Below are 26,875 nucleotides of genomic sequence, written 5' to 3'. Positions count from 1 at the left end.
GCTCAATTTATTTTTCCCACAGGCTCGCTTACTACAGTAATCACCTCTTTTACCAAACTCTTTACCATGCTCCTCTCCATCAAGAAATGACTGCTCCTTCTTTTAGAATCTGTAAACACCTCCTTTAAGAAACTATAAATTCCAAAATTGCCTGGGAGTGTATTTTTGTTGTATCAAAAATGGGGATCTCAAAATCACTTTGGCTTATTAACATAGGTATTTCCGTACAACCTAAAATAATGCATTCGGCCCCACGTTTAGCCAGCTCGGTTGCAATAGAGATATAGTTATCCTTGGTTTGAGGATTGATAAAGCCAATTCCGAGTTCTTCTTTTAAAGTATATTGAATATAATCTCTGGTTTCTTGTTTTTCTGGTATCAAAACATCAAGACCATACTCTTCAAGTTTATTTCTATAAAAATCCATTTCCATTGTGAACGTTGTTCCCAATAAGCCAACCTTCTTTAAGCCCTGTTTTTTAACCGCTTTTGCAGTTTCTACAACAATATGAATGATTGGCAGTTTGGTTATAGCTTGTAGTTCATACCCAACTAATCCCACCTACTAATCCAATTTTCTTCATTAATATTTTGTTATTAATATGTAACAGTTATTCTAATTGCTGGTCTTGAACGAGAATATATTCTCCACGTAAATATCTAAAAAATACAGATACAACTTAGTATAAAGCAGCACCAATCTGTAGCACTTTACCAACAGGTAACGTTTTATCACAATATTACTGTAGATTGATAGAAAGCAGTATATCCACAAACCAAATAAATAACGCATTATGAAAAATCTTAACGTACTATTGTTCCTTTCTTTGACAATTCTATTATTCTCCTGCAAAAAAGACAAACCCTTATCTCATGCTCTGGCTGGGCAATGGGAGTTAACTACAGGAGTTAGCGGACTGGATGGAGTAAAGACTGAATATGCTCCAGGATTGGGAAATATTACAAAATTTACCGACACCGAATATGAAATAATGCGGGATGGCAAAACTATTAATAAAGGAACTTATTCTATCATTAGCTACAAGTCTTTGATAACAAAAAAAGAAGAAAAACAGATTGTATATGATGGAAAAGCTAATGACGTTATAAAGAATTACTTTACCATCAACGACAAAAAACTCATTATTTCAGTGGACGCATATGACGGGCCTTCAAGCATTTTTACTAAGATAAATTAATCATCAGACTCCTGTCACAATGCTCACAACTCAGAGCTTTTAAAGTATCAATATGGAATCCATAATTATAAAAAGATCAACTCAACCCCACAGAAGCCTTGTATGGTTATTTGTTACGTTGATACCAGTTGTCTTGTTTTCCTATGCAATGTTTAGAGCCCGTAGAAACAATGGTGGTATTGTATTTGGTGTTATTGCATTGTTTTTTCTACTTCCTGCTGTAGTTGACTTTATTGCAAATAAATTGATTCGGTTAAAAGCAGCAATCATAATATCAGAACAGGGGCTAATATTGTCCTCCAGTAAAGGTTTATATGACAGCTTTGCCTTTCTGCAAATATTTCAACGCCAACGCAAAAATGTAATTCAATGGCAGAATATTACAGGATTTAAATTATTGGTTCACTATAAATATCTTACTTCTTATCCAAACGAAGGTGAATCCGCAGCTTCAACAACCTATTCTGTAGCCCAACATCAACTCTGTGTTGAAAACAAAACCGGAATTGAAGATGTTATTTTTTCTATCCACAATTTAGACAGAACTCCTGATGAAATTCTAATGCTTTGTAATAAGTTTTTAGAAAAACACAGAAATGAGGTGTGAGATCGCATCAGTTAAAACGTGTAAATACAAATGGCAATACGAGTTATTGTCAATGAAGTTTTTTCATTATCTTGATGATGGAAAGCTTAAAAAATTGTAAAAACATCTATTAAACACCTAAACTATGAGCAGAAAAACAACAGTATTTTCAGCAATAGCATTAAATCTATTTGTGTTGCTCTTATCAGCATGCAATAGCAAGTCAGTAAAAATTGTGGAAGCTTTGGGGTCTGGATATGAATATGAAGGCAAAAAAGTAGAACTGGTAGGAGAATTTAATGCACCATACTTTACTTTTATGTCCGGCAGATCAACAGTAATCCCTATGGCTTTTGTAGTAAAATCGCATGCGATGAGTAGCGAAAAACATAGTATATCTGATGTAATATTGAATCTTGGAACGGGTAAAAATACGGTATTGTTAGATATGGCACCAGACCAAAAACAATACACGCTAAAGAACTTTTTTGTATTTGATAACAACGGGGTAAAATACAATCTGGATGAACATCCAGAATTTAAAATAACGGGTACTGTTAACTACAGTGAGCTGAAAAAGCCCGAAGGAGAACGGGACAACAAGAATTTTTCGTTTAAGCTTACTGATGTTGCTATTGAAAAAGATTAAGAAAAAAAGAGATTAATATGAACATTAAATTAGGAGGAGACCCATCGCTATTTGGCTGGTTTATTATAGCGATAGCTGTTATTATGACCATAGGTATTTATATAGCTTATAGAAAACGCCAGGTTATTAAATGGAAATATCTATTAGCAGTAATTATTATGCTGGTGGTTGGTATAAAATGGATAATAGAAAATTAGTTTTGTAGAAAATCAATAATTAGCTATTTCTTAAGTACATGAACCATAAATTTTCGGACAGCAATCACATTGGATTGGTCTCTACTTTTTCTGACCTTGTAAACACCTCTTTTCTAGGCACTGTAAATGCGATTTGTTGGCACAGAAATTTGGCTGGAGATTTTAAGGAAATTGTGTCTAAACTTCAATTGGAGCAAAATATCACAGAAGTGACACCAGAGACTCTTTTAGCGCTCAAGCTATCCGAAAAGGGACATATTGCCAGGGAAGTTATTTTAAGTGATTTGCACTTGCTGGCTGATTTTGGGGCCTCTCCTTCGCTCAATCTGATCAAAAGTTACCAGCGGGACGAGGAGCTGGATTTCATTTCAACAGACGTATATTCTTACCATGTGGACCGGTCCCCTATCGCGGCGGATACTTTTTTATGTACTTATTATGGTGCTGCAAGCGATATCCTGCCCAATGATCAGGTTGAACAGAAAATTTTAATTCCACAAATCCGGGAAAAGCTTAAGGAACTACATGAGGGTCCAGAAGCGGAGTTTGAAACCTTTTTGAGCGAACATTATTTTGATTTACATTATCAGCCTAAACCTTATGCTAAGACCATAAATCTAGGATTAGGCCATCTTTGGAGATTAGCTGTAGATCATCCTGGGCAAAAAGTATTACCCTGTGTTCACAGAGCACCAGTAGAAAATGATGGTGAGTATAGACTGCTTTTGATCTGTTAAATATATTTCCTGATTAAAGCTGCTAAAGAAAGAAATGATCGACCTTATATTTGGCTTATTACTGGCCATTAATCAGGCTATTCAATTTATAAGTATGCTGAATTACTTAATTTCATCGAATGTAATATCAATAAGCATTTTTTCAGCATATTTTCTTGAAGTATAGAGTTTGTCTACCAAGATAAAAAACATAAACAAGGCTAAAAATAAGATATTATGACTAATGAAAATCCCGCCAATTAAAAACAAAAGAATTATAATTATTTCTGTTAAGAGGGAAACAAAATAGATTAATTTCAATGAGAAATTAATTTCCGATCTAGTTATTTCCAATTTACCTCTCTTTATTTTTTTATAGGATTCTGAACGGGATACAATTTCCCAGTCATTGCCCCCAAATCTAAAAGCGATGACGTTATCCAAAACTTCAATTTCTAAATAATTTGAGCTTTTAAAGACGTCGATCGCTCTTTCGCGTACTGCTTCAAATTCTGAATTCACTGTCTTTTGTAATTGAAATTTCATATTATTCGGGTGTAATTATCCCTAAATTGATTAGATTTCGGGCTATCTTGTAAAACAAAAATGCCACCTAATTTATTCTATTTCTCATTTCCAACCATAAAAAGTCATTATTAAGCTTAAATATTTATAAACGCACATGATTTCGAAGATCGGCAATAACCAATACCCCCAGCAATAGACAAATGGAAATGATTAAATATAATTTCACCCCTAAAGTCCAATTCTTGTACCGACTTGAATGCAAATCAAACTCGTCAAAAACGTCCCTATAACGATTCCCATTATATAATAGGAAATAATTTACCCCACCCGCAAATAAAAACAACAATAGTGCATTTTCTTTATTCATGAATCGCCTGAGACTGCCCCACTCAAATCCAATTATTGCTATTATCGAAATCACGTTTAAGCACATTAAGCTACTAGTAACAAGAAAAGAGTAAAATCCGGGAATATTGTCTCTTTTTTTATAAAATCTATAAATCCGAAAATTTAAATAATAATACCAATTCATATTTATTCCAAAATAGTTGCCAGTTAAACTTATCTTCTGTAAAGATTGCTCAACTAAGTGTCTTACTATACTCCACTTTCCTAATAAATAAAAACAAGGTAGAAATTTTTGCTGTGATTCTAATTGAAGTATCCGTCTCCCTTTTATTTAATTGAACATAAATATATACCGATTGCATCAGATAACCACTATGCATAAATGGACGAAAAGGAAACCCCTTCCATTTAAAATCACCCGTTTTAAAAAGCCCAACAAATCTAGTTCCCTCTATTTTATATCCAATTTTCGAAAAATAGGGCTTAATGATCTTTCTAATGGCCCTGCCAGCTATCCATTTATATATTAAATAATTACCTATGAATAGTATTAATAATAATCCAATTATAACCGTAATAGCTAAAACTATCTCCATATTCCACCTGTATTTTCCTGAAATTAATTTGGCTAATAATGGCATATATTCCCACTAAAACAAAAAATAATTATAATTATTCGTTCTTTTTTTAAAATAAAGAACAGGAAAATTCTTAGGAATAATCATTACATAAGATTTAAACCGATCCTTATTAGACTCTATTAATGCACATCTAATTGGTTACTTTTTTATGGAATAAGTATTAAGGTTTATGATAGCCATTATAATAATAGTTTTCCTGAGTCCGTATATAATCATGCCATGGCTCATGTCTTTTCTTTTCAAAAAAAGTAAGATTCAACCAGCTTTCCTCACCTATGTATTTACTACAATTCTTACTATAGCTTACACCATATTCCTGCAGGTATTACCAATGATGCATACCACAAAAGAAGGCGATTACAATTGTGTTCCACCTATTATAATCATCATTTTACCACTCCTTCCAATTAGCTTATTTATGCAGTTTCTCTTTAACAAAAGAGAGTGATCCCTGGCTTCTTTTCATAATATCGCAACAAATCATTAGAAGGTCGACCAACAGCCCTTTCGAGAATGTTGTTTGTTCCTCTTCTCCACGATTCAATATAATCTGCAAGAAAGAAAATCATAGTTATTTCTTTGCTTAAAAAAGCTATTTTCGACCAGTCGTTTTGTACAGATTATGGAAAAAATGAAACCAGTACTTCCCTTTTACACCGAGATCAATGATTTTCTGGCCTCGATTCCCTGGCCTTGCAGAACAGACAACCCTGATTTTTACTGTCTGAGGTTAAAGCCGCTGGATGAACCGCAGATCTCGGTATATCGGCCACCGTTCAAGCGTGCCTTTTATTTTTTTGCACTGCTGTTCAATTCGGGAAAGGTGAATGTCAGTTATGGTGAAGAGATCGTAGAAGATCCGGATTCCTATCTGGTGTTCCATTCGCCCAACCTGGTCTATAGTTTCTCGCACAGTAATGAGCTGGAGGGCTATATTATCTATTTTAAACCTGAGGCCTTTTCTTTCTTCAGGCCCGGGTTCCACCAGCAATTTACGCTGTTTGACCGGCTCCGCACCAATCTGTTCAGATTCGATCATGCAACCTTTATTCAATTGGTTCCGCATTTTGAAGCTGTTTTTTCTGCTTATGAACAGTCCGGCAAAGATGCTCATCTGGAAGCACGGCTGAAGCTGCTGGGGCTGCTTTGCCATCTGGAGGGATTTACCCTGGAAAGCAACCAAAATACGCTACCCGCTGGTAGGCAGCAGCTATTGATGCGGGATTTTATCCAGCTGATCGAAAGCAACTATATCCATAAGCGCAGTGTCAAGGAGTACGCAGACCTGCTTTCAGTTACAGCCAATTACCTTTCTCAGTCTGTTAAACAGGCTTCAGGGCGTAATGCTTTGAGTTTTATTACAGAACGGGTCGTTAATGAGGCTAGATTACTTGTCCGTTATACCGATATGGAGATCTCTGTGATCGCTTACCAGCTGGATTTTTCTGACCCGACAAATTTTGGAAAGTTCTTTAAAAAACATGTGGGGGTTTCCCCTTCTGCGTTCCGCAAACAGCACAAGTAATTAAATTGACCTGTAAATCCAAGAATTTAACCGATCTTTTTTGTCCAAATCTGCTTTTATTTGCATGACCAATTTAATTTTATGTCAAGGAAAGATAACACGAAGTACGATCCAGCTATAGATACCTACATTGCTAAGGCAGAAGATTTTGCCAAGCCCATCCTTGAACATTGGCGTAGCCTCGTCCATCAAAATTGCCCAGATGTGGAAGAGGCTATAAAATGGGGTATTCCACATTTTGATTATAAGGGAGACCACATGTCCGTAATGGCGGCACATAAGGCCCACTGCTCTTTTACCTTCTTAAAAGGCCAGCTCATGACCGATCCGCGATTAAAAGCAGCCAAAGACCTCAAACCTGTTCATCGGCTGATGGGCAAAATTACGCAGTTTAGCGACCTGCTCCCTGATCAGGAATTTATTGCCATGATTAAAGAAGCGGTACAGCTGAATGAAAAGGGTGTAAAGGTCCAAAGGGAAAAGCCTATAGAAGAAAAGCCGAAGGTATTAGAAACGCCTGACTATTTTCAGGAGGAGCTGGAAGGGAATCCAAAGGCAAAAGAGGTTTTCGAAAGTAAGTCAAATTCTTTCCGCAAGGAATACATCATCTGGATCAGCGATGCCAAAACCGATCAGACCCGGCAAAAAAGGATAGCCGAGGCGCTGGAATGGATTTCAGAAGGCAAGGGCCGGTTTTGGAAGCACCAGAAATAACTCTGGCCAGGTCGCTTGACTTTGAAAGCCATTGCAGTTTAATGAATCATTTTTTGTTATTTTAGCTATAAAAAAATTCATTAACCCATTAGCATTTGATAAACCAAGAAACCTACATATCAGATTTAAAATCAAAATTTAACAGCTACTTCCCAATTTCGGATAAGTCATGGTCACTTATTGAAGAAAACATCAAATTCCAAACGGTTAAAAAAGATGAAATCATACTTAAGGAAGGTCAAATCTCCCGTAAAACTTACTTTGTCTGCAAAGGTGCAGTAAGAGCCTTTTGCACAGATATTAACGGCAACAGTTATAATAAAAATCTTTTCCTGGAAGGAAATTTCGCTGGTTCAAAGGTATCAGCCATTCAAAAAACACCTTCAACATTTACCCTTGAAGCATTGGAAGATTCAGTATTGATCAGCATTAATTACAATAAATACCAGGAGCTCATTTTCAGTAATGACGACCTTAAAAACTTTTACATTGCCTACCTTGAACGCAACTGGATCATTGAAAAAGAAAAAAGAGAAGTATCCATAGTTTTAGAGAACGCAACCATCCGTTATTTAAAATTTATTGAACAATATCCCAACGTGGATAAAAGAATCCCTTTGCAGCACATTGCCTCGCATTTGGGCATTACACCCACTCAGTTGAGCAGGATCAGAAAAGATTTAAAAAAAGAGCAAAGTCAACATATGTAAAGAGCATTGTAAATTCTCCAATTTACCTTTGCATCATGAATAAACTTTTGCTTTCTTGTTTAGCGTTTATCGGCGGTGCATTCTTGGCCGTCCAGGCAAGCTTAAACGCTAATTTGGGTGTTATATTGAAAAAACCGATTTTAGCATCGCTCGCACAAAATGCCAGCGGTATGGTATTTGCCCTCGTTATTGCTACATTGAGCTTTAAAACGCAGCCCAGTTTAACAACGGTTAAACAGGTTCCGGCCTATCTGTGGTTTACCGGAGGACTTTTTAGTGTTCTGGGTATAAGCTTATACTACTTTACTATCCCCAAATTAGGCTTCTCTACAATGATTTCCTTAGGCTTATCCGGTCAATTAATTTTCGCAGTAGCAGCAAGTCATTTTGGTTGGTTAAATATGCAAATAGAACCTCTAACCACAAAGAAGCTATTAGGTATTGTTTGTTTGCTGGCAGGTATACTACTTATTAAAATAAAATGAAAGAAAATTACAATATCATACAGGCCAATCTCACCAACCTGACTTCGATCTGGAAGCAAGCAGCAGAATTATTTGATTCATACTATATGTCAGATGATTTTAATTACTGCTATATAGAAAATTCAGACTGGCCTAATAAGCTATGGTTTAACGGAGACATCACCGAAAGCATCATCAACGAGGTCAAGGAAAAGCTATTTTCAACACCATCCCCCCTAACAGTCTCTTGCTGGAATATTTATGACAGTACTTCTTATAACCTATTAAAGGAAGCCGGATTTAAAGAAAAATCAGTACAGATAGGGATGTCGCTTAAATTAAAAGACTGGCCAAAAAAACAGCTTCGGTTAAATTTTAACAAGGTGGTTAATGCAGATCAGGCTGAATTATGGACAGAGGTATACACTAAAGCATTTGGATATAGAATAAGCGAAGAGATTGTTAAAAAATCATGGGGTAACATAGAATTTTATTTAACCACCTATGAGGAGGAACCAGTTGGAACAGCAATAGTTTATCAAACTGGCAATATTGTTGGCATTCATGGCATTGGGATAATCCCTGATCAAAGAAGGCAAGGTTTTGCAGAAGAAATTATGGAGTTCGTACTTAACCGTGCAACCATATTGGGTGCATCCCATGTTACCTTGCAAGCTTCAGTAATGGGAAAGGGACTGTACAGTAAACTCGGTTTTAAAGAAGATTTTGTTCTTAAAAACTATGTTCTGGATCAGAATATTTAGCACGTCAAACCACAAAAAGTAAGAAAATCTGCTCCGCTGTTTTGTGAAAAACAGTAAAAATTTACAACTGTTAAAACCCGACATTCAGTATAACATGAAAGAAATTAAGAAAGAAGACATCAAACAAGGAGTTTTTGACCTTTATGATGATTATGTGCACAGCCGTTTAAACAGAGCAGAATTTGAGCAAAAGCTTGCGGCATACGCCGTAAACGGCTTAACCGTTTCTGCCCTGTTGAGCTTCATTATGCCCAATTACAATAGTACAGTACAGGTAAAACAAAACGATCCACGGCTGAATTCTGAGCACATCAACTATAATTCTCCCAAAGGCGGCGGGAACATAAACGCATTATTGTCAATGCCAGCTGTTATAAATAATCAATTCAGCGGACTTGTTGTTGTGCATGAAAACCGGGGGCTTAACCCACATATCGAAGATGTGGCAAGAAGGGCTGCATTGGCTGGTTTTATTACTATTGCGCCCGATGCCCTAACACCCCTTGGCGGTTATCCCGGTAATGACGATGCAGGCAGGCAGATGCATGATAAACGTGACCCTGGTGAAATGCTTGAAGTTTTTATTACGGCATATGAATATCTAAAAAATCATGAAAACTGCAATGGTAAAATTGGTGTTGTAGGCTTTTGTTTTGGAGGAACAATTGCAAATCTTATGGCTGTGCAAATTCCTGATTTATCAGCAGCAGTAGCTTTTTACGGTGGGCAGCCAGCTGTAGAAGATGTACCTAAAATTCAAGCATCCCTTATGCTGCATTACGCTGAATTAGATACCGCCTATAATGCAGGATGGCCAGCTTACGAAACCGCGTTAAAAGCAAGCGATAAAAAATACAAAGCCAATATATATCCTAAAACCAATCATGGTTTTCATAATGATACCACGCCTCGTTACGACAAAGTTTCAGCGGAGCTGGCATGGAAAAGAACAATTGATTTTTTTAAAATGGAATTAAAATAACCTTAAGTTTGCTATATACTGAGGAAAAATGAATTGGATCACCCGTGAAAGACCAAAAATAGACCGCATTGCTTGTCCCTGGCTAATCAAAAAGTTTATCGATAAGGATGCGCAGTTTTTCTATGTTCCCTTCGACCAGGTTATCGAAAAAGCAAACGAATTAAATGCTACACCTTTTGATGTTCCAGGTGTTGAACTTACACACCAAAAAGATCAATGTACTTTTGATGCACTAATTAAGAAATATAAGTTAAATGACCCCGCGCTGAATGCAATGGCACCAATTGTTAGAGGTGCGGATACTGACCAGCACCATTTGTCTAACCAATGTGCCGGGTTATGGGCAATTGCTGCTGGTATGGCTTACAACATTAAAGATGACGTAGAACTACTCCAGGCGGGAACAATTATTTATGATGCCTTATACACCTGGGCAAAGCATCTACAAAACATAAAACACACAGAAAGCCCTGTAGAACAGTTACTGGTTGATGTTTACCAAAAGTTTCTAAAAAAAGGAACTAAAGAAAAAATACCAACCTGGGCAATTGAATTAAAGACGATTATACAAGATCAAGTTGATACCAACCTCGCGTTAAGCCTAACAGGCATTTCACAGGAATTAAATGTAAATCCTGCCTATGTTTCAAGAGAGTTTTCTAAATATTTTGACAATCTATCATTCGGGGAATACATCCGAAAACTTAGGATAGATAAGGCAATCGCATTTATTGAAACCTCTGGTTATTCCTTTTCTGAAATCGCTTATCTGACCGGCTTTTCTGACCAGAGTCATTTTGCCCGTATTTTTAAAATCGAAACCGGTTTAACCCCGTCGGCATATAAAAAGAAACACTTAAAAAGGTAAAATACGTCCTAATAGTTAAAACCATTCTATTTTATCTTCCATAACGTCCGTAGCCTTGTGCTATGCAAACCACAATCTATAAAAACCGCTTCACTATCTTATTTATCGGCGGCCTCTTGATTTCATTTACTGGCTATACACAACAAATGCCTATACAAACTTTTCCAAAAATAGCAGGCTATGTTGGGATTGTCCATCCCATTGTTACTTTTAGTTCGGATGGAACCCATACGAATTTTAAAGACAGTTATGTTGTTGGAATGCCTATAGGTATCAACATCTGGAAAAATCCTAAAATTGGCTTTAGTACGGAGATTGTCCCTTTTATCAAAGCCAACAGTTCTGGAAGCAAAGTCAACAATGTACTTTTCCATCCAGGAGTTTTAGTTGCACTTGGCGATGGTTTTACTTTTGCAGGTCGGTTGGCTTTTGAAACCTCAGGAAGGTATGGTTTTACCCCGGTTTTCAATAAGATCGTTAAGAAAAACAAGGGAAGCAATTTCTTTGTAGCTGTTCCCCTTCCGGCTCGTTTTGGAAATAATGCAGCAAGTACTTATGGAATAGGTTTTCAGTTTGGTGTAGGCTTTTAAAATAAGCATAAATTTATGAAAGAGAAACCGATATATAAGCTGAGCGATATGACCTTGTATTTTTTAAAATTAGGGACATGGGGTTTTGGTGGCCCTGTAGCCTTAGTGGGTTATATGTACCGTGATCTTGTTGAAAACAAGAAATGGATCACGGAAGAGGAGTATAAAGAAGGTCTTGCCCTTGCACAGTTGGCACCTGGTCCATTAGCCGCCCAATTAGGTATCTACATAGGCTTTGTTCATTATAGCTTTTGGGGTGCTACTCTGGCTGGACTGGCTTTTGTTTTACCTTCATTTATTATGGTCGTATTGCTCGGTATGATTTATAAACTGTATAGCGGTTTACCTGGTATGCAGGCTGTATTTTACGGCGTAAGTGCTGCAGTAATTGGAATTATTGCGATCAGTGCTTATAAATTGACCCTAAAATCTGTGAGTAGCTTAAAGCTAGAAGCTGTAAAATCCAATTGGTTATTGTGGCTATTCTACCTGGCAGGTATTGGGGTAACGGTGATCACACAACAGGAAAGCATCTTATTGTTTGTTGCCTGTGGATTAATCTATATGATCGTTAAGGCGCCACCTAAATGGCTTAAAAGGCCATCGGTAATTCCTTCAGTGCTGTTAATGGGTACCGGCTTTTGGGAGTATAAGGGAAAAACAGCACAAGAAATCTGGTGGTTCTTTCTTAAAGCAGGCACTTTTGTATTTGGCAGCGGACTAGCCATTGTTCCTTTTCTTCATGGCGGGGTAGTCAATGAATTTGGCTGGCTCAACGAAAAACAGTTTGTAGATGCTGTCGCGGTGGCAATGGTTTCTCCTGGCCCTGTGGTCATCACTGTTGCTTTTATTGGTTATCTGGTGGCCGGTTTCCCTGGTGCCTGTATAGCTGCACTGGCTACCTTTCTTCCTTGTTATATCTTTACGGTTGCTTTTGCGCCGTCCTTTAAAAAGATAGCCAAAAACCAAAGCATCAAAGCTTTTGTTGATGGGATTACTGCTGTGGTTATTGGTGCATTAGTTGGCGCAGTCATTATTATTGCCATGCGTTCGATTATTGATATACCAACTGCATTGATCGCTATACTTTCCATGCTGACCCTGATTTATATTAAAAAGGCAAAAGAACCGCATTTGATCCTGATTTCGGCAGTGATTGGGTTGATCTTAAAATTATGGATATAAAGCGATCACGGTAGCTACCTTTTTATTTATTTTTATCTTGATGGCTGGTCTATTAATTTAAAGGGTGGCCCCTATCAAGAGCTTCTGAAATTACACTAGCTTTATACGTTCCAAACATTCGGTCCCAAATAGAGGTATAAAAACCGAAGTTTTTTTGTTCGTTTAAATGATGTTGATTATGAAATTTTGTAGTTCCTAAAAACAATTGTTCTGTCCATTTTGGAAAAAACTCCCGGTTTAGATGACCAATGGTTCCCCAAATCAAATTTATGAATAGATAAATGGTAATGGAAAAAACAGAAAACTCATGCAACATAAAAACAAAGATCATCATTAATCCGAATCCCAAAGTTTCAAACGGGTGCAACACAAAAAGGCTCAGGAAATTAGTACTGATATGTTCGTGATGTTTGCGGTGTAAAATTTTATAAATAAAAGGATGATGCGCCAGGTAATGGAAAATATACATCAACAGATCCATCACCAGGATAATGGCTGCAATTTCAATAAGAATTGTTAAAACAGTTTTAGATTCGTTTAATACAATCCATCCCGATTTCCAGGAATAAACACCAATCAACATCACAAGGCTATTGAGAAATAACGTCAGCAGACTTACATACAAATCAGATTTTAGAAAAGGATGATCAGTGCTTTGAATCTTTTTTTTCGGACAGGTTTTATCAATAAAAATGTAAAATCCAATCGAAAACAAATACAAAAATGTATTAGATATCAAGCTGAAAATAATCCATTCCAACCAAGATAGATTTTCGAAAAATGAAAGAAAATTCAAAACTCCTGTAATTCAAAATTAGACTATAAAGGTAGATAAATGAAAATTGTTTCCATATCACTTTTATATTCTTCGTTTTTGAGCATACATTTAGATTTAGTAAATTTGCGTTTAATTAAAAAGACACGCTACCTCTATTGCTTAAATAGAGGTAATATTAAAAAAATTACATGCTAAAATTTTCCTTTCAAAAATCACTTATTTTATCCGTTTTTCTACTTTTCTTCCTGAATTCCTTTTCACAAAACAAAGTAAACGTTGTTTTAATTGGCACGTATCACTTTAATAACCCTGGAAATGACGCTATCAAATCAATTAACAGAGACATCCTATCTAAAGAAAATCAACTTGGCTTAGAACAAATAACAGATTTAATTGTAAAAAAATACAGGCCCGACCAGATTTTTGTAGAAAGTAATTACAATAAAAAAAAGGAGCTTAATGATCAATACCAGCTCTATCTTGCCGGCAAATTTTCGTCATATACAGACACAATAAAGAATGCCCGCCTTAGAAAATTTTATACAGAAGGCGAAACTTATCAACTTGCTTTTCGTTTGGGAAAAAAATCAAACAATAAAGAGGTTTATCCCATTGATAGCTTAATTGAAATGCGATTTGATCTGTTACAAAAAATGGTAAAATCAAATCCAAAAGACAAGCAAATTTTTGAAGAGAAACTTTCAACATTAACCAAAAGGAGTAATGATTGTTTGGCACAAAAAGATTTGAAAGATGTTTTTAAAAGCCTAAATACAGACGCTGCACTAAATGAAAATAAAGGGACTTATATTTCGTTTTTTAACAGAATAGGGGTAAACGAAAACTACTTTGGGGCTAATTTGGTTTCGGATTGGTATAAAAGAAATTTAGTAATGTATGCGAACATCCAAAGTCAATTGGATCAAAACACTAAAAATATTGTTATTTTAGTGGGTACAGGGCATGCTGCTATGATGAAGGACTTTATAAAGAATGACGAAAGATTCAATTTAATTGAACTAAAAACCATTTTGTAAAACACAGAATTTTAGCGGATACCTTAAAATCTAATTTAAGACACAAAAAGAGCAGATAAACTAAGGTTATCTGCTCTTTTTGTATAACTAAAGTCTATCTTTCAACGTATTGATCACGTAAGCTTTTTATTTTATCGTGTGATTGTTTTAAGCTCACCTGCTGATCAGCAATGAGCGTATGCAGATGTGCGGACAGGCCTTCTGTTTCCAGAGCCGCTTTATAAGCTTTTTTAGCTGAATCTTCTCCAAACTCACAATTTTCAAGAACGGTATGACGGTCATGCCCTGTAAAAACAGCTTTCAGATCCATCCATGCACGGTAAATCTTACCTGAATTTGTAGTTCCTTTTTCTGGCTCCTCTCCCAGAACCTGCACTTCCTGAGTCAATTCAGATTTGTTTTGCTGACTTTGTCTGATCATTTCTGCGAATACAGATTTAAGATCATTATCCTCTGGTGATAATTCTTCAGATGCTTTCTGATAGCCGACAATCCTATCGTTGTTGATTTCGATCAGGTCATTCAGCACTTCGGTGTTTACTGTTTTGTTTTCCATTTTTATAAAGATTGATGTATAGATGGAACAAGACCTAAATGGAAAAGTTTTCTTTATTCCTAATTTTAAAAATTAACACCAAGTTGCTGAGTCTACAAAACTGCTTTAGAAAACCACCTTAAAGCGATCGCTATTACCACCCTGCCGTCATTCTGAACTCGTTTCAGAACCCCGCGCTAGAAAGATCAAGTTTGTATAATAAAAGTGATGACCATAGACTTAAAAATCGGGATATTTTTTACCTTCGTTGAATTAAACGCTTATATGAACAAATTTTTCCTCTCGATTTTTATCATCCTTACCTCAAATATTGCTTTCAGTCAAAGTAAATTTCTGAAATCAGGTAACATTGGAACAGTTGCAAAGACTCAACCAGCCAGCAAAAAACTTTACGGCCCAGTAGATTTTCGTGAATTGGGAGAGATGATTGGTGAAAAATTTATAGTAATGCCAAAGAGTAAATCAGTTCAAAGATACGGCTATCAGGACATTTACAGAGAGAATTCGAAAAGTTTAACTGATCACTTATCTTACAATGATGGCGTAGGACTGGTTTTAAGTTTGGCTCAAATTAAAGGCCGGAATGGTGTGTTCCAAGACTCTCTTGGGAACAAATATACCAGCACAGTCTCTAATGGTCAATTTAACGATCTCGCTCCAATGAGAGATTTGAAAGAAGCCGAAGAATTATTTCTGCATAAGTCATTATGGGTCAAAGATCATTCATTAAATACTTACGATGAACGCTCAGGTGAAACAGGTCAAATCCATAATGTTAGGTTGACAAGGGTCACTGTAGAAGAAATTGCAGTTGGAACGGAAGAGCAAGCACCGGTTCGATTCATTTTAAAAACTGCCAGTGGAAAGATAGGTTATCGAGATGTTAATATGAGTGGAAGTAACCTATCCTATAATTATCGTCAGTTTTATTCTTTTCACAACACCTTCTGGACGTACAACCCGAAAGCTAAATACAAGTTCCCCCCACAAATATGGAAATTAATTGCAAATCAGGAAGCAAAGATCGGAATGACAACTCAACAAGTCAAATTAAGTCTCGGAGAACCGGATGAGGTCAACTATTCTGAATACAGGTCAGGAACGCAAGAACAATGGATGTATGGTTCCGACAGCCATAGAAGTTATTATTACTTCCGAAATGGCCGTCTGACTGGCCAGAATTAAGTAGTAAATCCCAGATGCGTACTCACAGACACCAACTCTTTGTGTTTTAAAGAATTGAAACTGATGTAGCAGTGCACATCATCGTCAGCGAAACTTGCCGGTACCTGCAAAGTATATGTGCCAGCAGATCTTGGCACAACATTCATTGTATTATTTTTAGAAAAATAACACAATGAATGTCGTCTTCTAGTAAAGCAAAAAATCCATAAACTTCTAAGATGCAGTTTTTCCACGGGTATGTAGCTCATTCCATCTATTCAACCTGGGATTGTCAGGAGAAACTTCGGGGCAAGTATCTGTAGCCAGCAGCGCTTTTTTCGAGACAACACAGCCACAGGAAGCACACATACCACTGCTGCCATCAACCAATTTATAAAGCCCTTTATTTGATACCTCCGTCAATAAGCTACATCCGGCACACGCTTTCAATCTTTTATTATAAGTTTCTTCATCAACTTTCGCAAATCCGGATTTCCCCCATTTGAGCATCGATTTGGCGAATCCCAAAAGTATTTTCTCCGTTTTGAGGCTATCTCGCTTTGGTAGCACTTCAGCTGCCTGTTTTTCGGTGCGGGTATTGTTCGCGCTATTTAAATAGACCTCTAAAAACGGTGTCCCTATTGAGCTTAATAAATTATGAAAGTACGTCCTGTCATTTAACGCCTTTAAAAAAACAGCTTCGGTAACAGGTCGCATCAACCCCAGCAAGGCAGTCAGCTCCGCCTTATTTGAAAAAAAATAATCCTTCTTTTGCATTGCAGCGGCGCAGTCAGGAGCTGTATTTTGTTCAATCGCATACTCACGGTTAAAAGTAAACTGGCAAATCTGATCACCAAGTTGAAAGGTAACCAGATCTCCTGTTTTCAAGTTCTGATCAATTCCCGCAAAGTTAGCCTGCCTGATAATTTTCTCTCTGATATGGTTTGCAATGGGCATATCCATCAGATTTAAAACTTCTTTTGATTCCATAATGTAATTTGATTTAAATTAATAACAGTGGCAATAGCAGCATGAACCGGTCGCGGGGTCACAAACCAGAATAGGATGTTGCGGAGGCCAGTTATTGGATTTACAGATTTCGTTGATCTGATGCCTAACTTCATCACACTTGCCCGATGAGCAGTCATTCGGATCACCGTCTGCTGCCTGTACCTGCTGTTTTGATATAGATAGAGATTCTCCGTTTACAATAACCACCGAATCCTTATCGATTTGCCCTGCCTGATTTATAATTTTTTGTATTAAGGACTTATCCAGTCCCGACTCTTCTATTTTTCTCATAATTTTAGAATTATTTACCATAAATGCGGGAAGACCTAACATCTTCCCGCACATTTAACCATAAGGCAGATTAAGCCGTAAAATCCGCAGTTTTCTTTTGTGGATTGAGATCCTCTCCCTCAGCAGAAATCAGGTTGTCGACCGTCACCTTATAAGTATCGTCCGTTTCGAGCCCCTCAACCTTTAACAACACTTCTTTCGGTTTACTCTCCGTATAAATCGCATTGGTTACTACCGGATTAATCAGTTCATTATTCAATCCTTCAACCTGATAATTTTTGATGGTTTGGGCAGTCCCTGCATTCAGCGCCGTATTGAAAGTAAGTACTACCCCATCCTCTGTGTTTTCTGCTGTGTCAAGAGCTAATGCTTCCGGTCCTCCTGCACATTCAGGTAAATTCATTAATGCGCCGGCAGCTGCGTAAACCTTATACCTGCAATCCAGATTGAGATTATGGCATGATTTGTCTTTACCTTTACTGGTAATATAACCGAAAGTTTCTTTGATCTGCGGAAGCAGTTCAGAGTAAATCTCCGCGTACAGGCTTTGGAAAAATACTTTACGAAGGGCATATGCTACCGAATAAAAATCTGCAGTACCCTCGCATACATGTCCGTCTTCATCAGGTTCCCCAAGTAAATGACCAACCTCATGGCCAATAACCAGAGCAAATCCTGCAAGTTCCAGACTGATTACACGCATCAGTCCGCCTGATACCACAATGAACATTTTTTCATCTTCATTTTTCCACGAATAAGCATTAAAATCACTTGCAAAATGGTCTGCCGCGAAATGAATTTTAGGATAAAATGCCCTGAAAATGGTAAACAGATATTCAACAGCCTGATGATTGACAGAATAACCCGCAGGGTACAATGGTGCTTTTTTTCCAAGTTCTTTTGCCTGCAGTTCAGTAAAAAAGGTTTTGGCATGGTCTGGGATATCTATCCTCAATTCTGACTGCGGCGTAAAGCTCTCCGCAAATTTACTTTGGTTAACTCTTTCTGACTTACTATGTTTTGTATCCAGGTGCTGAACTTGTGGAAGGCTCTCATGCCCTTTGACCAAGAACTTTTCAGGATCGAGTTCACCATGCTGATAGTGTGTCTGAACAGCAAAATCGGCACTTACAATACCTTCCGAAGCTAGTAAATGCCCATCAAGACTTTTTGGTACCTCTATCGATGTAGCGATGTGGTGAACGCCTCCTTCGTATGCTCCAACCTCTATAGAAATAATTTGAATTTCCTTACCTTCGGGAGAAATCAGAAAATCCTGACCTACAATAAGTTTGTCAGCCCGTTTTAATTTACCTTCAGGTACCAGGAAAAGGTGATCCATCGTAACAATAATTTCTTTCCCCTCTTTACCGTATACCATATGCAACATGAGAGGCTGGCGCCCGTACTGGTCTGTACCATGGCTATACTCAACTATTCTGGTTTCCCATTTCAGATCTGGCCCACAGGCCATTACCGGATCACCAATCTTAAAATCCTGGATAACTTTAAATTTGTTGTCCGGGATAAGAATTTCAGTTCCCCATGCAAAGCAGGAACATGTACAGTTACAACAATCACCAGTATTTGGATCGCATATTAGAACCAGGTGACCTACAGGCCATTGGTTTGCCTTGCAGGTGTCATTGATGTGGGTAGAAACGCCGCTACAATGTGCAGCGGAACACATAGGTGTACTCATAATCTCTATTTTTTAAGGGTTAAATTTATTCATGGTTTAAATTTTGCATGGAAAAACCTTTGGAGCTTCATTGTTCCAGTTTACCTGACCGGTACAAGAAACAATAAGCTCTATATTTAAGAGCACTTCCGGATTAAGCTGTCCATTCTTCAGAATAGAAGCAGGTGCCTTCTGTACATCTACAGAAATTTCCCATACAGCGAGATAATCCGCTTCGGCTATCGCCGGATCTAAACGAACGCAGGCATAATTTTTTGTTAGGGTGATTTCCTGCTTTTTACTACCAATATTCAGCGATAAAAAAGGACTGACAGTTGACAAGTCCGTATTTTCGGGCACATCCAGCTGCAGATACACCAGGTCGACAACCATGTTGTTAATATGCGGAACGATTAGTGATTTACCAGGACTGAACATCAGTGCCTGGTGCTGGCTTACTGGCGGGCTATTTAAAAACTGGAACCACTGGGCGGAGAAATTCTGTTCACAATTAAAATAAACCGAATTGTTTGCTTTCTGCAGCGCCGCCAGGCTGGTCACCTGACTATAGAAATCCCTGCCACCATTGAGTGCAGTATAGTTAATTTTGATAAGGACATCACTGATGCTTTCATAGTTGATCCTGTTGGCTGCTATCGGCATCAGCAACTCCCAATCGGAAATAGCTCCAGTACCCTCAAATGGCAGGTAACGTTCGTCCTGAAAATTCAATTCAAAAACACCCGTATCGTTTACCCCTCCAGACAAGGCTATACATTGATTAGGTCTCCAGTTGGTAATGAGCACCCCTGCTTCCGGCGCATCTTCACCTGTCAGCAGATATTTTACGGTTTTAATAGAAGGCTCAAGCACAATTTTATTGGACTTTTGGGTCAATGTAGCTTTGATATTTTGGTAAGGTCCTACCACTGCCGGAATCGTTATTGAGATGCTTTTAATTCTCCTGCAGTACTGTCCAGGATAATCCTCGTCAAACAGCTTCTCCACAAAAGAAAAATTACAAGAACCCTTAGTTTTCAAATTAATGAGCTCATACGGGGCCAGTTCCATAAGCGAAACCGTTTTTTGAATTTCAAGACGCCTGTTATTTCTGTCGCTGTATGCCTTATCCATCTGGTCAAGAGCAAGCATTAAACCCTCCCCTGCCAGCAATCCTTTTTTGAGGCTGTCCCAGTAACCGAAATTAAGGTAGTCATCTTTCATATTCAGCTCATACTGGAAAGCCTGCTGTGCGCCAATGGCGGTTTCCAGTGCCAGCTGGTACACCTGGTAATACAAGGTGCTCAACCGGGCAGCCATCCATTGATAAAGCGATTCATTGGTGAATTTATCTGAATAAAAGTCCTTTACTTCCTGTTCCTGATCGATCTGCTGTTCATGAATATTAAGTTCCTGCTGGGCAATCTGCAGCTGAACCTGCTGAGCCGCGATCTGCTGGGTAATCTGATCAGCTTCTCCCAAGGCAAGATTGGCCTGTAACTCCCATTCCTGCTCGCGTCTTTTATATCCACCTTTTATTTGATTGGTAGTGGCTACATAATTGGCGGCCGTTGCACCCAAATCTGCTACTGCGCCTATCGCATCAGAAACATTACCCAACTGGATCCCCCCATAAGTCATTGCAAAAGGCGAACCTACCTGTGGGATGGAGTAAAGTATAGCAGAAGCCGTTTTAGCAATGGTCGCTGCAATGTTAAAGCCAAAGGCAACATCAAGGGCAGTAAGATTGGCCGATTCATTAGGTATCAAGCCTACCTGAATCCAGCTCGTATACTTGTTATAGCGTTCATTAGCAGTTTTCAGGCTTACCTTCAGCGATTCCAATGTATCCTGAGCGACCAGGATCTGGTTTTGCTTATTAATGGTAAGCATATTCAGTAATACCAGCTGGTTAGCCGACTGCAGCAACGCCAATGCTTCTGCATCTCCTTTTTCAAGTACGGTTAACAACTTTGAACCAAAGTCCATAACCGTGCCTACTGTCTGTTTTGCCTTGGCTATCTGGTAAGCAAAACGGTACTGTGATCCATTTCCTTTCAGTTGTTGTAAAAGTTTCAATGGGCTTTTGCCACCTGAGGTTGCAAAAGCATTCACCAGGGCAAATACATCAATCGGTGGTTCAAACAATGCCAGCTGCCTCACCTGTCCATCGATATTCATACAATTCCTGATCTTGTATAGCTGTCCTTCTATTTTGTCCCACAATTTAAGGAGGTGATCATTTTCAGGCACGCAGAACACCGCATCAAGATCATTAATCGGTGTAGAGGTAAGCTTCATTCCTGTAGAATTGACCGGCAATGCTGACTCCAGCTCAATTAGGAACTGCGGAATCTCCTTTCCGGCATAAGCATCCTGTATCTTCTGAAAAGTAACCACCTCGTCCTCTGAGGCACATTCTGACACTTTAACAGGCTTACTTCCCAACAGATCAAAGGCGAGGAAATATAGGGTGGTTGCTTGTGTAATACTTTCCCAGGTATCTCTTGAGAACAGATCGTCTGCCCAATCCAGTACATTTTCAACGTAACTCATTACGATGCTCTTTTCGTAGGCACCTATTCTCAGGTTTGCAATAGCATGAGGATCGAACGGGTGATTGTTGTACTCCCTTATTTGAGCCTCGTTAGTAAGATCAGCCTGCATATCCGCAATAGACTTCTGAATACGAAAAGGATAAAAGTACCAGTACTTGTTCTGTTCAGGTACACCGGGCGGCAATCCTTCACTAACAGGTTTGGTCGGATTAAAAATGTATTCGTACCATTTTTGCGCTTCAGCGAATTGACGGTTTGCGGTTAGGTTTTTCGCGATCAGGAAAGGGATATGAAAGAACACTTCCTTATAATAAGGGCCAAAAGAACCGTTGAAATCCACCTGGGCTCCGTCAGACACAGCTGGCTGAATCACATTTGAAGTAGGCTCAAACCTGCTAAACGGCAATAAAGGTGTATTATGAGGTGATTGCGCACTGATCGCCAGAAGTGCATCTATCCCACCTATAAAAAGGCGGTTACTCAATGACTGGATCGAGGCATCCGAAACACGCAAAAACCTAAACTTGATATCCTGGAGCGGTTTGGGTTCATCTGTATAGGAAAGAGTAAGCAAGTCTGTTTCATTTACCCCCGCCAGGTCAATATTAACTTTCAGTATCTCCGAGATCGGCTTGACCTTCTGCTGTGACAGCGACAAAAATGCCTCAGGGCCACTTCGGAACACAAAACTCCCAACCTGATTTTTCAGCGTAGTCACATTAGAGTTTTTAGTTGTGATCTTATCAAGCAGGTTTACGGCAACAGTTCCATACCGCCCGAAATTGTTCCCCATATCACCATAATAATTATCCACGATTACGTTCTGCGATTCAATCATTCTGAGCTTCGCACTGGCCACATCAATTTCTGCCCTGTAAGGGTAAGGCGTGTTCACCAACGTATTCTGGAGAATAACCGATGTCTCGTCCAATTCAAGATCCTGTTTTATCATCACCCCTGGTGTAAGCACATTATAGCCCGTCATACCAGCAGTTGCCGCATTATTACCCCGGACAATAGCATCGTACAAATTCTGGTTAAATTCAGCCTGTTCGGCACTATTTGAGCCCGTCGGTTCAGGCGGATTAGTGGGCGTACCCACAGGCAGATTAAAAATATCACCATAAGTGATTAAGATACAATCCTTGTTATTGGTATCGCGGAGTGCCATAGGATAGGCCTTCTTCCAGTAAAGCTTTTCTTTCGAAAAATCAATTCCAAGCGTATTTATCCACTCTGTCAGCGTCGAAATATAAGGATCCGGCCAGCTAAAAATAGTATAGTTATCATTAAGGGACTGTTCATGGATCCATTCTTTGCTAAAATTATAATAAGAATAATAAAGCCTGGACTGGAATAGAGTGTTGTTAACCGTGTTATTCTCCTTCACCTCAGAACGGTCTATTGTTTGCATCTCCACCCAAAAGATAAAAAGTTTGTTAAAGGCAAAAAGCGGAGAAATGTAATCAGAAGTAACTTTAGCATCAATTTTTCGCCAATAGGTCCAGGTTGGATTTTCCGCCGTCGGATCGATGCATTTGCGGTAATAGTACAGGTATGGCTTCGTATTTGTTCTGCCAAAAAAGAAAATCGTATCCGTCGGCTCAGGCGTATCTTCATCGGCCATCGTACACCGATAATTTCCTGCGTCCACAAGATTTGCCAGATCCGAAAAAGCGGTGAAATATTTCACGTACGACCTGCGTACATTTTCAGAAGTAATATCTGATTGCAGAAGCGAATCCTTAAAATCTTTATAAGTTGCAGACTGATTAAGCCGTAAACCCGGATCAATATAATTCTCAGGATACAGGAAGACCTTGCGGTTAGCTTCCCACAAGCGGTAATTCATCATCCATTCCCACCAAATATCGGGAATGAGTTTTGTACTGGCACCAATTTCTATTCCCATCCGGCACCTTTGCAGGTACATCTGAAGGGCAAGCAATCCCTGTTTCACGTAAGAAACGTCGGAACATCCCGAAGTCTCTACATCCATCAAGAGGTATTCAGAAATATTTTGGGCGTAAGCAATATCCACATACGTTTGGTGCAGATACCAGGTAACCAGTTTAAGGAAAGCATCACGTGTAATCGGCAACACGTCGCAGCTGATTTCCCTGCTGGCAGCTGCCCAGGCCACATCGGTATACTGTGATTTTATGGATTGCAGCATCCGCTCTTCCGAGGATTTCCAGACCGACCAGTTTGTAACCGTAGCGGTCCCCACTTTAGTGCTACCGTCTACCGGCAGTCCGTTAAGATCGGACAGCCCTGTGATCACCATAACATCGGTCCCTGTATTGAGCGCGATGTTGAAAACAGCTTTCAAAGAAAGCACGCCTGCAAGATCATCGTAATAGGTCGGACTCCCGCCGAAATAGCTCACAAGACTGCATATCTGTACCTGGGGCCATTGGGTAATCTGAGCCAGCAGCGCTGCTTTTTCACCACCGGAGCATGCTGTATCTGAAGGCATTGCAAAATAAGCTGCAATCTGTTCGGCTTTATTGTAATACTTTACAAACCGCTGCAACTCATAAATACTGCGAATGTTATCAAAACTTGGTTTACTCAGATCGGCGATGTTGTAAGCCAGGGGTTTGGATACGATACCGGTTATGCTAAGCGGATCCATCCGCAATATAGTTACCAGCATATTATACCGGGCGGCAAACTGAAAATATGCCGTGATATCTTCCCAAACGGCAGAAGCGTTATCCACCAGCGGAGTATATAAAAGCTTCAGACTGTTGGGGTTTTGTGCAGTAGTCGCCCAGTCCAGAATGACCGCCGCCATTTGGGGAGAAGTGCCGATAAAAGCACCGGCCTGCTGGGCAAGCAAGGTCTGCTGTGCTTGCATTGTCTTAGTCAGTACCAGCTTTACATAGTCATCAAAAGCTGCCGGGTCCGGAGGAGTAATCTTTGTATTCAGTTCAGTAATTTCCGCCTCGGTCGGCATCCTGGTCACCAGCCCGATCTGATTAGGTATCCTTTGTTCCAAAAAGACTTCAAACTGCGGGGTAAGTTCCAGGATAAGCTTCTTCTCTACAAAATAAGTATACGTCTTGACCGAATTTTCCTGTGATACAGAAGTCCCGTTACCAAAACTGGTGTTATTGATCAGCGTACTTGCAGCCATCCCCCAGAAGGGCTTCATAAAGGACCTTACACTTTCTGTGGTAAAAGAATAATGGACCTGTTCATTTGCCTTTCCCGAGAGGATGAAATTTACCTGTAATGGCGTAAGACCAGCTTGCTGCAGCCAGAAAGCCTGTTCGAAAATATGGGTCAGCTGACTGGTCGTAAAAACCGCATCTTTTGGCAGACCGGCAAGCCCAAGCAGGGTAAAATAGTCATTAACCGACATCCCTAGTTTTTTTAAAAGCAAGGAATGACGAAAGAGCAGCGATAAGTTCGGCACATTTAATTTAACCGTGGCTTTATCCCCCCAAATGTTAACGCCAACTGCCGTCAACTCGTTATTTGTTAATTTTAAGGCTGCAGCCAACCTGTTTGCGCCAAAGAAATTAACTACAACCGTCTGATCGTTTATTTTCCAATCCTGAACCACATCTTTGTATAACGTATTTTCCGCATATTCAGGATGATAGGAAGGCTGCCCCTGCGCCACAAAAGGATTGTTGTAGACCTGGTCAAAAAGATCAAGGGGCACCGGACCATCACCACGTCCAAAAGTGTTCATATCCGCCACGCACGCAAACAAAGACTCGAGTGTCAGACTCTCTTTTTCAGACAAGGACTTAATGACCACCAAACCCGAAAATACTTCGGCAGTAATCACATTTGCACCCAATGAGCGCAGGGCACAGTACAGTTGCGAAAAAGTCCATGCCAGCTGACCCGCCAAACGTACAAAACGGTTAACATCGTCTAGCACAGAGATGTTTGCAAGATTGTTAAGTATACTGGCAGATGGATCTTCCTCATTCACAGAGCGGCTCACAAACCCATTATCTGGCAAAGATTTATTGATGAAAAATAAATGCTGGAATTTTGCGACGATCTCCTCCTTAGAAAGATCAGCATTCAGAAGTTGTATCATCTGATTGTAGCCGATCCCGGTCTGAAAAAGAAATTTCTTCTGAACAGACAGCTCCGTTTTCCAGCCATCACCGGCATTATCCATCCCATAATACCTCTTCAGTTTTGCCTCATCGGCAATAACAGTTGTTACAAGAGTAAACCATTCCTGCGAAACCCCGAGGGTAGCCTTGGCCCATCCTTCAGCACTGATCTTTAACGCTTGATATACCGCAGAAAAACTTGTTTTCAGCTCCTGCAGGTAATTGCTTATTTTTTTCTGTGGAAGGTTTACCGGAAGGTTAAACGGATAACTTGCCAGACCTACAGCATATTCAGGATCCTGGGTCTTAAGGGCTTTAATGACCTGCTCCCCAAGCACCTCATTTACGATCTGAAGGTAAGGTGTCAGGTCATTGGTATTCTCACAGGTTAACGGCAGGCGAAACAAGTCGGGCCTGCGGTCTTTCAAATTAAGGTTCTGGGGAATCGTACCTTTATCGGGCTGTGTAATATACCTGTCGGTGATTCTCATCAGATCTACAAAATAAGCCGCAGGACCCAATACAGATTTGCAGTCCTTACACCCACAATAATCAAGGCTCCCAAACATATCCTGATATCCCGGCAAGTTCTGAAAATAGGTGGTTCCCTCCGCCCCAATCGCACGGCCTGCCAGTGCTCTGCTTAAAGGCGCCTCATTTGCCGCAGCATTTCCCCATAAAAACATAGTTCGTGCCTTAACGTCCACAGCATTACTATAGATCTCTTTCAACTGGTCGTCAGAAAGCTTGAGTTTCTTTTCAAACCGGTCTATAAATTCATCTTCCCGCATCGCAGCTAAGTGATTCGCAGAAATAATCCCGTCATCTGACAACACTTTCGCAAACCGCTCATTTGGGTACAGCCGCATCAATCGCTGATAGGTTTTCAGTGTTTCGAGGGCATGTCCCTTGCGGTAACTTTTCAACTTTCGACCTGCATTTTTATCTTGAAAATTGAATTCAAGAATATTGAAATCAGGATGTTCAAGATATAATTGCCTAAATTGAACTGCTTTAAGTTTTACATTATTTGTCATAATTTTAG

General features: G+C 39.2%; 26 protein-coding genes. 16 read left to right on the top strand and 10 right to left on the bottom strand.

What is annotated here, in order from left to right; genetic code table 11:
• Positions 1 to 124: 124 nt before the first annotated feature.
• Positions 125 to 562 (bottom strand): aspartate/glutamate racemase family protein, encoded by a 438-nt coding sequence (locus tag R2S08_RS21140; RefSeq protein WP_316837005.1) that lies wholly within the window; start codon positions 560 to 562, stop codon positions 125 to 127.
• A 232-nt stretch (positions 563 to 794) separates the two neighbouring features.
• Here R2S08_RS21140 and R2S08_RS21135 point away from each other — a divergent pair, with 232 nt between their 5' ends.
• From R2S08_RS21135 to R2S08_RS21115, 5 genes are all read left to right on the top strand, one after another.
• On the top strand, positions 795 to 1,199 hold the full coding sequence (locus R2S08_RS21135) for a hypothetical protein (RefSeq protein ID WP_316837004.1): 405 nt from the start codon (positions 795 to 797) through the stop codon (positions 1,197 to 1,199).
• 52 nt (positions 1,200 to 1,251) lie between these two features.
• Positions 1,252 to 1,806, top strand: coding sequence for a hypothetical protein (locus R2S08_RS21130; protein ID WP_316837003.1), 555 nt, complete (start codon positions 1,252 to 1,254; stop codon positions 1,804 to 1,806).
• A 124-nt stretch (positions 1,807 to 1,930) separates the two neighbouring features.
• Positions 1,931 to 2,434 carry a hypothetical protein gene (locus R2S08_RS21125; protein WP_316837002.1) on the top strand — a complete coding sequence of 168 codons (504 nt, stop codon included), beginning with the start codon at positions 1,931 to 1,933 and terminating at the stop codon, positions 2,432 to 2,434.
• A 17-nt stretch (positions 2,435 to 2,451) separates the two neighbouring features.
• Positions 2,452 to 2,631 (top strand): hypothetical protein, encoded by a 180-nt coding sequence (locus R2S08_RS21120; RefSeq protein ID WP_316837001.1) that lies wholly within the window; start codon positions 2,452 to 2,454, stop codon positions 2,629 to 2,631.
• Between the two features lie 38 nt (positions 2,632 to 2,669).
• Complete coding sequence (locus R2S08_RS21115) at positions 2,670 to 3,368, top strand: DUF1826 domain-containing protein (protein ID WP_316837000.1); 699 nt, start codon at positions 2,670 to 2,672, stop codon at positions 3,366 to 3,368.
• Between the two features lie 102 nt (positions 3,369 to 3,470).
• Here R2S08_RS21115 and R2S08_RS21110 read toward each other — a convergent pair whose 3' ends face one another.
• Together R2S08_RS21110 and R2S08_RS21105 are read right to left on the bottom strand one after the other, a co-directional pair.
• The gene (locus tag R2S08_RS21110; RefSeq protein WP_316836999.1) at positions 3,471 to 3,893 is read right to left on the bottom strand and encodes a hypothetical protein; all 423 of its coding nucleotides are present in this window, start codon (positions 3,891 to 3,893) and stop codon (positions 3,471 to 3,473) included.
• A 563-nt stretch (positions 3,894 to 4,456) separates the two neighbouring features.
• The gene (locus R2S08_RS21105) at positions 4,457 to 4,864 is read right to left on the bottom strand and encodes a hypothetical protein (protein WP_316836998.1); all 408 of its coding nucleotides are present in this window, start codon (positions 4,862 to 4,864) and stop codon (positions 4,457 to 4,459) included.
• A 631-nt stretch (positions 4,865 to 5,495) separates the two neighbouring features.
• Here R2S08_RS21105 and R2S08_RS21100 point away from each other — a divergent pair.
• The 9 genes from R2S08_RS21100 (at position 5,496) to R2S08_RS21060 (ending at position 12,666) form a co-directional block, all read left to right on the top strand.
• Complete coding sequence (locus tag R2S08_RS21100) at positions 5,496 to 6,389, top strand: helix-turn-helix domain-containing protein (RefSeq protein ID WP_316836997.1); 894 nt, start codon at positions 5,496 to 5,498, stop codon at positions 6,387 to 6,389.
• A gap of 81 nt (positions 6,390 to 6,470) precedes the next feature.
• Entirely contained in the window at positions 6,471 to 7,103 is a 633-nt protein-coding gene (locus R2S08_RS21095; RefSeq protein ID WP_316836996.1) for a YdeI/OmpD-associated family protein, read from the top strand.
• Between the two features lie 95 nt (positions 7,104 to 7,198).
• Positions 7,199 to 7,813, top strand: coding sequence for a Crp/Fnr family transcriptional regulator (locus R2S08_RS21090; RefSeq protein ID WP_316836995.1), 615 nt, complete (start codon positions 7,199 to 7,201; stop codon positions 7,811 to 7,813).
• 35 nt (positions 7,814 to 7,848) lie between these two features.
• Positions 7,849 to 8,298, top strand: coding sequence for a DMT family transporter (locus R2S08_RS21085; RefSeq protein ID WP_316836994.1), 450 nt, complete (start codon positions 7,849 to 7,851; stop codon positions 8,296 to 8,298).
• Positions 8,295 to 9,041 carry a GNAT family N-acetyltransferase gene (locus tag R2S08_RS21080; protein WP_316836993.1) on the top strand — a complete coding sequence of 249 codons (747 nt, stop codon included), beginning with the start codon at positions 8,295 to 8,297 and terminating at the stop codon, positions 9,039 to 9,041. The genes R2S08_RS21085 and R2S08_RS21080 overlap by 4 nt, the downstream gene beginning before the upstream one ends.
• A 94-nt stretch (positions 9,042 to 9,135) precedes the next feature.
• Positions 9,136 to 10,023 (top strand): dienelactone hydrolase family protein, encoded by an 888-nt coding sequence (locus R2S08_RS21075; RefSeq protein WP_316836992.1) that lies wholly within the window; start codon positions 9,136 to 9,138, stop codon positions 10,021 to 10,023.
• 28 nt (positions 10,024 to 10,051) lie between these two features.
• Positions 10,052 to 10,891 carry a chromate resistance protein ChrB domain-containing protein gene (locus R2S08_RS21070; protein ID WP_316836991.1) on the top strand — a complete coding sequence of 280 codons (840 nt, stop codon included), beginning with the start codon at positions 10,052 to 10,054 and terminating at the stop codon, positions 10,889 to 10,891.
• Between the two features lie 62 nt (positions 10,892 to 10,953).
• Positions 10,954 to 11,481, top strand: coding sequence for a hypothetical protein (locus R2S08_RS21065; protein ID WP_316836990.1), 528 nt, complete (start codon positions 10,954 to 10,956; stop codon positions 11,479 to 11,481).
• 15 nt (positions 11,482 to 11,496) lie between these two features.
• Positions 11,497 to 12,666, top strand: coding sequence for a chromate transporter (locus tag R2S08_RS21060; RefSeq protein ID WP_316836989.1), 1,170 nt, complete (start codon positions 11,497 to 11,499; stop codon positions 12,664 to 12,666).
• Between the two features lie 52 nt (positions 12,667 to 12,718).
• Here R2S08_RS21060 and R2S08_RS21055 read toward each other — a convergent pair whose 3' ends face one another.
• Positions 12,719 to 13,249, bottom strand: a complete 531-nt coding sequence (locus R2S08_RS21055; protein WP_316836988.1) for a sterol desaturase family protein — start codon at positions 13,247 to 13,249, stop codon at positions 12,719 to 12,721.
• 383 nt (positions 13,250 to 13,632) lie between these two features.
• Between R2S08_RS21055 and R2S08_RS21050 the strand changes: the two genes are divergently transcribed.
• The gene (locus R2S08_RS21050; protein WP_316836987.1) at positions 13,633 to 14,481 is read left to right on the top strand and encodes a DUF5694 domain-containing protein; all 849 of its coding nucleotides are present in this window, start codon (positions 13,633 to 13,635) and stop codon (positions 14,479 to 14,481) included.
• A 94-nt stretch (positions 14,482 to 14,575) separates the two neighbouring features.
• On the opposite strand, the gene R2S08_RS21045 is transcribed toward R2S08_RS21050, so the two are convergent.
• Entirely contained in the window at positions 14,576 to 15,037 is a 462-nt protein-coding gene (locus R2S08_RS21045; protein WP_133778549.1) for a ferritin-like domain-containing protein, read from the bottom strand.
• A 207-nt stretch (positions 15,038 to 15,244) separates the two neighbouring features.
• On the opposite strand from R2S08_RS21045, the gene R2S08_RS21040 reads away from it, so the two are divergent.
• On the top strand, positions 15,245 to 16,222 hold the full coding sequence (locus R2S08_RS21040) for a hypothetical protein (RefSeq protein WP_316836986.1): 978 nt from the start codon (positions 15,245 to 15,247) through the stop codon (positions 16,220 to 16,222).
• On the opposite strand, the gene R2S08_RS21035 is transcribed toward R2S08_RS21040, so the two are convergent.
• The 5 genes from R2S08_RS21035 to R2S08_RS21015 all read right to left on the bottom strand — a co-directional run bounded on the left by R2S08_RS21035 (position 16,219) and on the right by R2S08_RS21015 (position 26,867).
• Positions 16,219 to 16,368 (bottom strand): DUF6266 family protein, encoded by a 150-nt coding sequence (locus R2S08_RS21035; protein WP_166643960.1) that lies wholly within the window; start codon positions 16,366 to 16,368, stop codon positions 16,219 to 16,221. The two genes, R2S08_RS21040 and R2S08_RS21035, sit on opposite strands and share 4 nt — an antisense overlap.
• A gap of 67 nt (positions 16,369 to 16,435) precedes the next feature.
• Complete coding sequence (locus tag R2S08_RS21030; protein ID WP_316836985.1) at positions 16,436 to 17,191, bottom strand: hypothetical protein; 756 nt, start codon at positions 17,189 to 17,191, stop codon at positions 16,436 to 16,438.
• An 18-nt stretch (positions 17,192 to 17,209) separates the two neighbouring features.
• On the bottom strand, positions 17,210 to 17,503 hold the full coding sequence (locus tag R2S08_RS21025) for a hypothetical protein (protein WP_316836984.1): 294 nt from the start codon (positions 17,501 to 17,503) through the stop codon (positions 17,210 to 17,212).
• Between the two features lie 70 nt (positions 17,504 to 17,573).
• Positions 17,574 to 19,205 carry a hypothetical protein gene (locus R2S08_RS21020; protein WP_316836983.1) on the bottom strand — a complete coding sequence of 544 codons (1,632 nt, stop codon included), beginning with the start codon at positions 19,203 to 19,205 and terminating at the stop codon, positions 17,574 to 17,576.
• A 36-nt stretch (positions 19,206 to 19,241) separates the two neighbouring features.
• Positions 19,242 to 26,867, bottom strand: a complete 7,626-nt coding sequence (locus R2S08_RS21015) for a neuraminidase-like domain-containing protein (RefSeq protein ID WP_316836982.1) — start codon at positions 26,865 to 26,867, stop codon at positions 19,242 to 19,244.
• Positions 26,868 to 26,875 lie beyond the last annotated feature (8 nt).

The organism is Pedobacter nutrimenti (assembly GCF_032678445.1).
Classification (GTDB): Bacteria; Bacteroidota; Bacteroidia; order Sphingobacteriales; family Sphingobacteriaceae; genus Pedobacter; species Pedobacter nutrimenti_A.
This window is presented reverse-complemented; position numbering and strand designations above follow the sequence as displayed.

What these genes read in the sequence shown, in the direction of transcription:
- R2S08_RS21135 (WP_316837004.1), top strand. Translation starts at nt 795, where the DNA reads ATGAAAAATCTTAACGTACTATTGTTCCTTTCTTTGACAATTCTATTA.
- R2S08_RS21130 (WP_316837003.1), top strand. Translation starts at nt 1,252, where the DNA reads ATGGAATCCATAATTATAAAAAGATCAACTCAACCCCACAGAAGCCTT.
- R2S08_RS21125 (WP_316837002.1), top strand. Translation starts at nt 1,931, where the DNA reads ATGAGCAGAAAAACAACAGTATTTTCAGCAATAGCATTAAATCTATTT.
- R2S08_RS21120 (WP_316837001.1), top strand. Translation starts at nt 2,452, where the DNA reads ATGAACATTAAATTAGGAGGAGACCCATCGCTATTTGGCTGGTTTATT.
- R2S08_RS21115 (WP_316837000.1), top strand. Translation starts at nt 2,670, where the DNA reads ATGAACCATAAATTTTCGGACAGCAATCACATTGGATTGGTCTCTACT.
- R2S08_RS21110 (WP_316836999.1), bottom strand. Translation starts at nt 3,893, where the DNA reads ATGAAATTTCAATTACAAAAGACAGTGAATTCAGAATTTGAAGCAGTA.
- R2S08_RS21105 (WP_316836998.1), bottom strand. Translation starts at nt 4,864, where the DNA reads ATGCCATTATTAGCCAAATTAATTTCAGGAAAATACAGGTGGAATATG.
- R2S08_RS21100 (WP_316836997.1), top strand. Translation starts at nt 5,496, where the DNA reads ATGAAACCAGTACTTCCCTTTTACACCGAGATCAATGATTTTCTGGCC.
- R2S08_RS21095 (WP_316836996.1), top strand. Translation starts at nt 6,471, where the DNA reads ATGTCAAGGAAAGATAACACGAAGTACGATCCAGCTATAGATACCTAC.
- R2S08_RS21085 (WP_316836994.1), top strand. Translation starts at nt 7,849, where the DNA reads ATGAATAAACTTTTGCTTTCTTGTTTAGCGTTTATCGGCGGTGCATTC.
- R2S08_RS21080 (WP_316836993.1), top strand. Translation starts at nt 8,295, where the DNA reads ATGAAAGAAAATTACAATATCATACAGGCCAATCTCACCAACCTGACT.
- R2S08_RS21075 (WP_316836992.1), top strand. Translation starts at nt 9,136, where the DNA reads ATGAAAGAAATTAAGAAAGAAGACATCAAACAAGGAGTTTTTGACCTT.
- R2S08_RS21070 (WP_316836991.1), top strand. Translation starts at nt 10,052, where the DNA reads ATGAATTGGATCACCCGTGAAAGACCAAAAATAGACCGCATTGCTTGT.
- R2S08_RS21065 (WP_316836990.1), top strand. Translation starts at nt 10,954, where the DNA reads ATGCAAACCACAATCTATAAAAACCGCTTCACTATCTTATTTATCGGC.
- R2S08_RS21060 (WP_316836989.1), top strand. Translation starts at nt 11,497, where the DNA reads ATGAAAGAGAAACCGATATATAAGCTGAGCGATATGACCTTGTATTTT.
- R2S08_RS21055 (WP_316836988.1), bottom strand. Translation starts at nt 13,249, where the DNA reads ATGTTGATTGGTGTTTATTCCTGGAAATCGGGATGGATTGTATTAAAC.
- R2S08_RS21050 (WP_316836987.1), top strand. Translation starts at nt 13,633, where the DNA reads ATGCTAAAATTTTCCTTTCAAAAATCACTTATTTTATCCGTTTTTCTA.
- R2S08_RS21045 (WP_133778549.1), bottom strand. Translation starts at nt 15,037, where the DNA reads ATGGAAAACAAAACAGTAAACACCGAAGTGCTGAATGACCTGATCGAA.
- R2S08_RS21040 (WP_316836986.1), top strand. Translation starts at nt 15,245, where the DNA reads ATGACCATAGACTTAAAAATCGGGATATTTTTTACCTTCGTTGAATTA.
- R2S08_RS21035 (WP_166643960.1), bottom strand. Translation starts at nt 16,368, where the DNA reads ATGAATGTTGTGCCAAGATCTGCTGGCACATATACTTTGCAGGTACCG.
- R2S08_RS21030 (WP_316836985.1), bottom strand. Translation starts at nt 17,191, where the DNA reads ATGGAATCAAAAGAAGTTTTAAATCTGATGGATATGCCCATTGCAAAC.
- R2S08_RS21025 (WP_316836984.1), bottom strand. Translation starts at nt 17,503, where the DNA reads ATGAGAAAAATAGAAGAGTCGGGACTGGATAAGTCCTTAATACAAAAA.
- R2S08_RS21020 (WP_316836983.1), bottom strand. Translation starts at nt 19,205, where the DNA reads ATGAGTACACCTATGTGTTCCGCTGCACATTGTAGCGGCGTTTCTACC.
- R2S08_RS21015 (WP_316836982.1), bottom strand. Translation starts at nt 26,867, where the DNA reads ATGACAAATAATGTAAAACTTAAAGCAGTTCAATTTAGGCAATTATAT.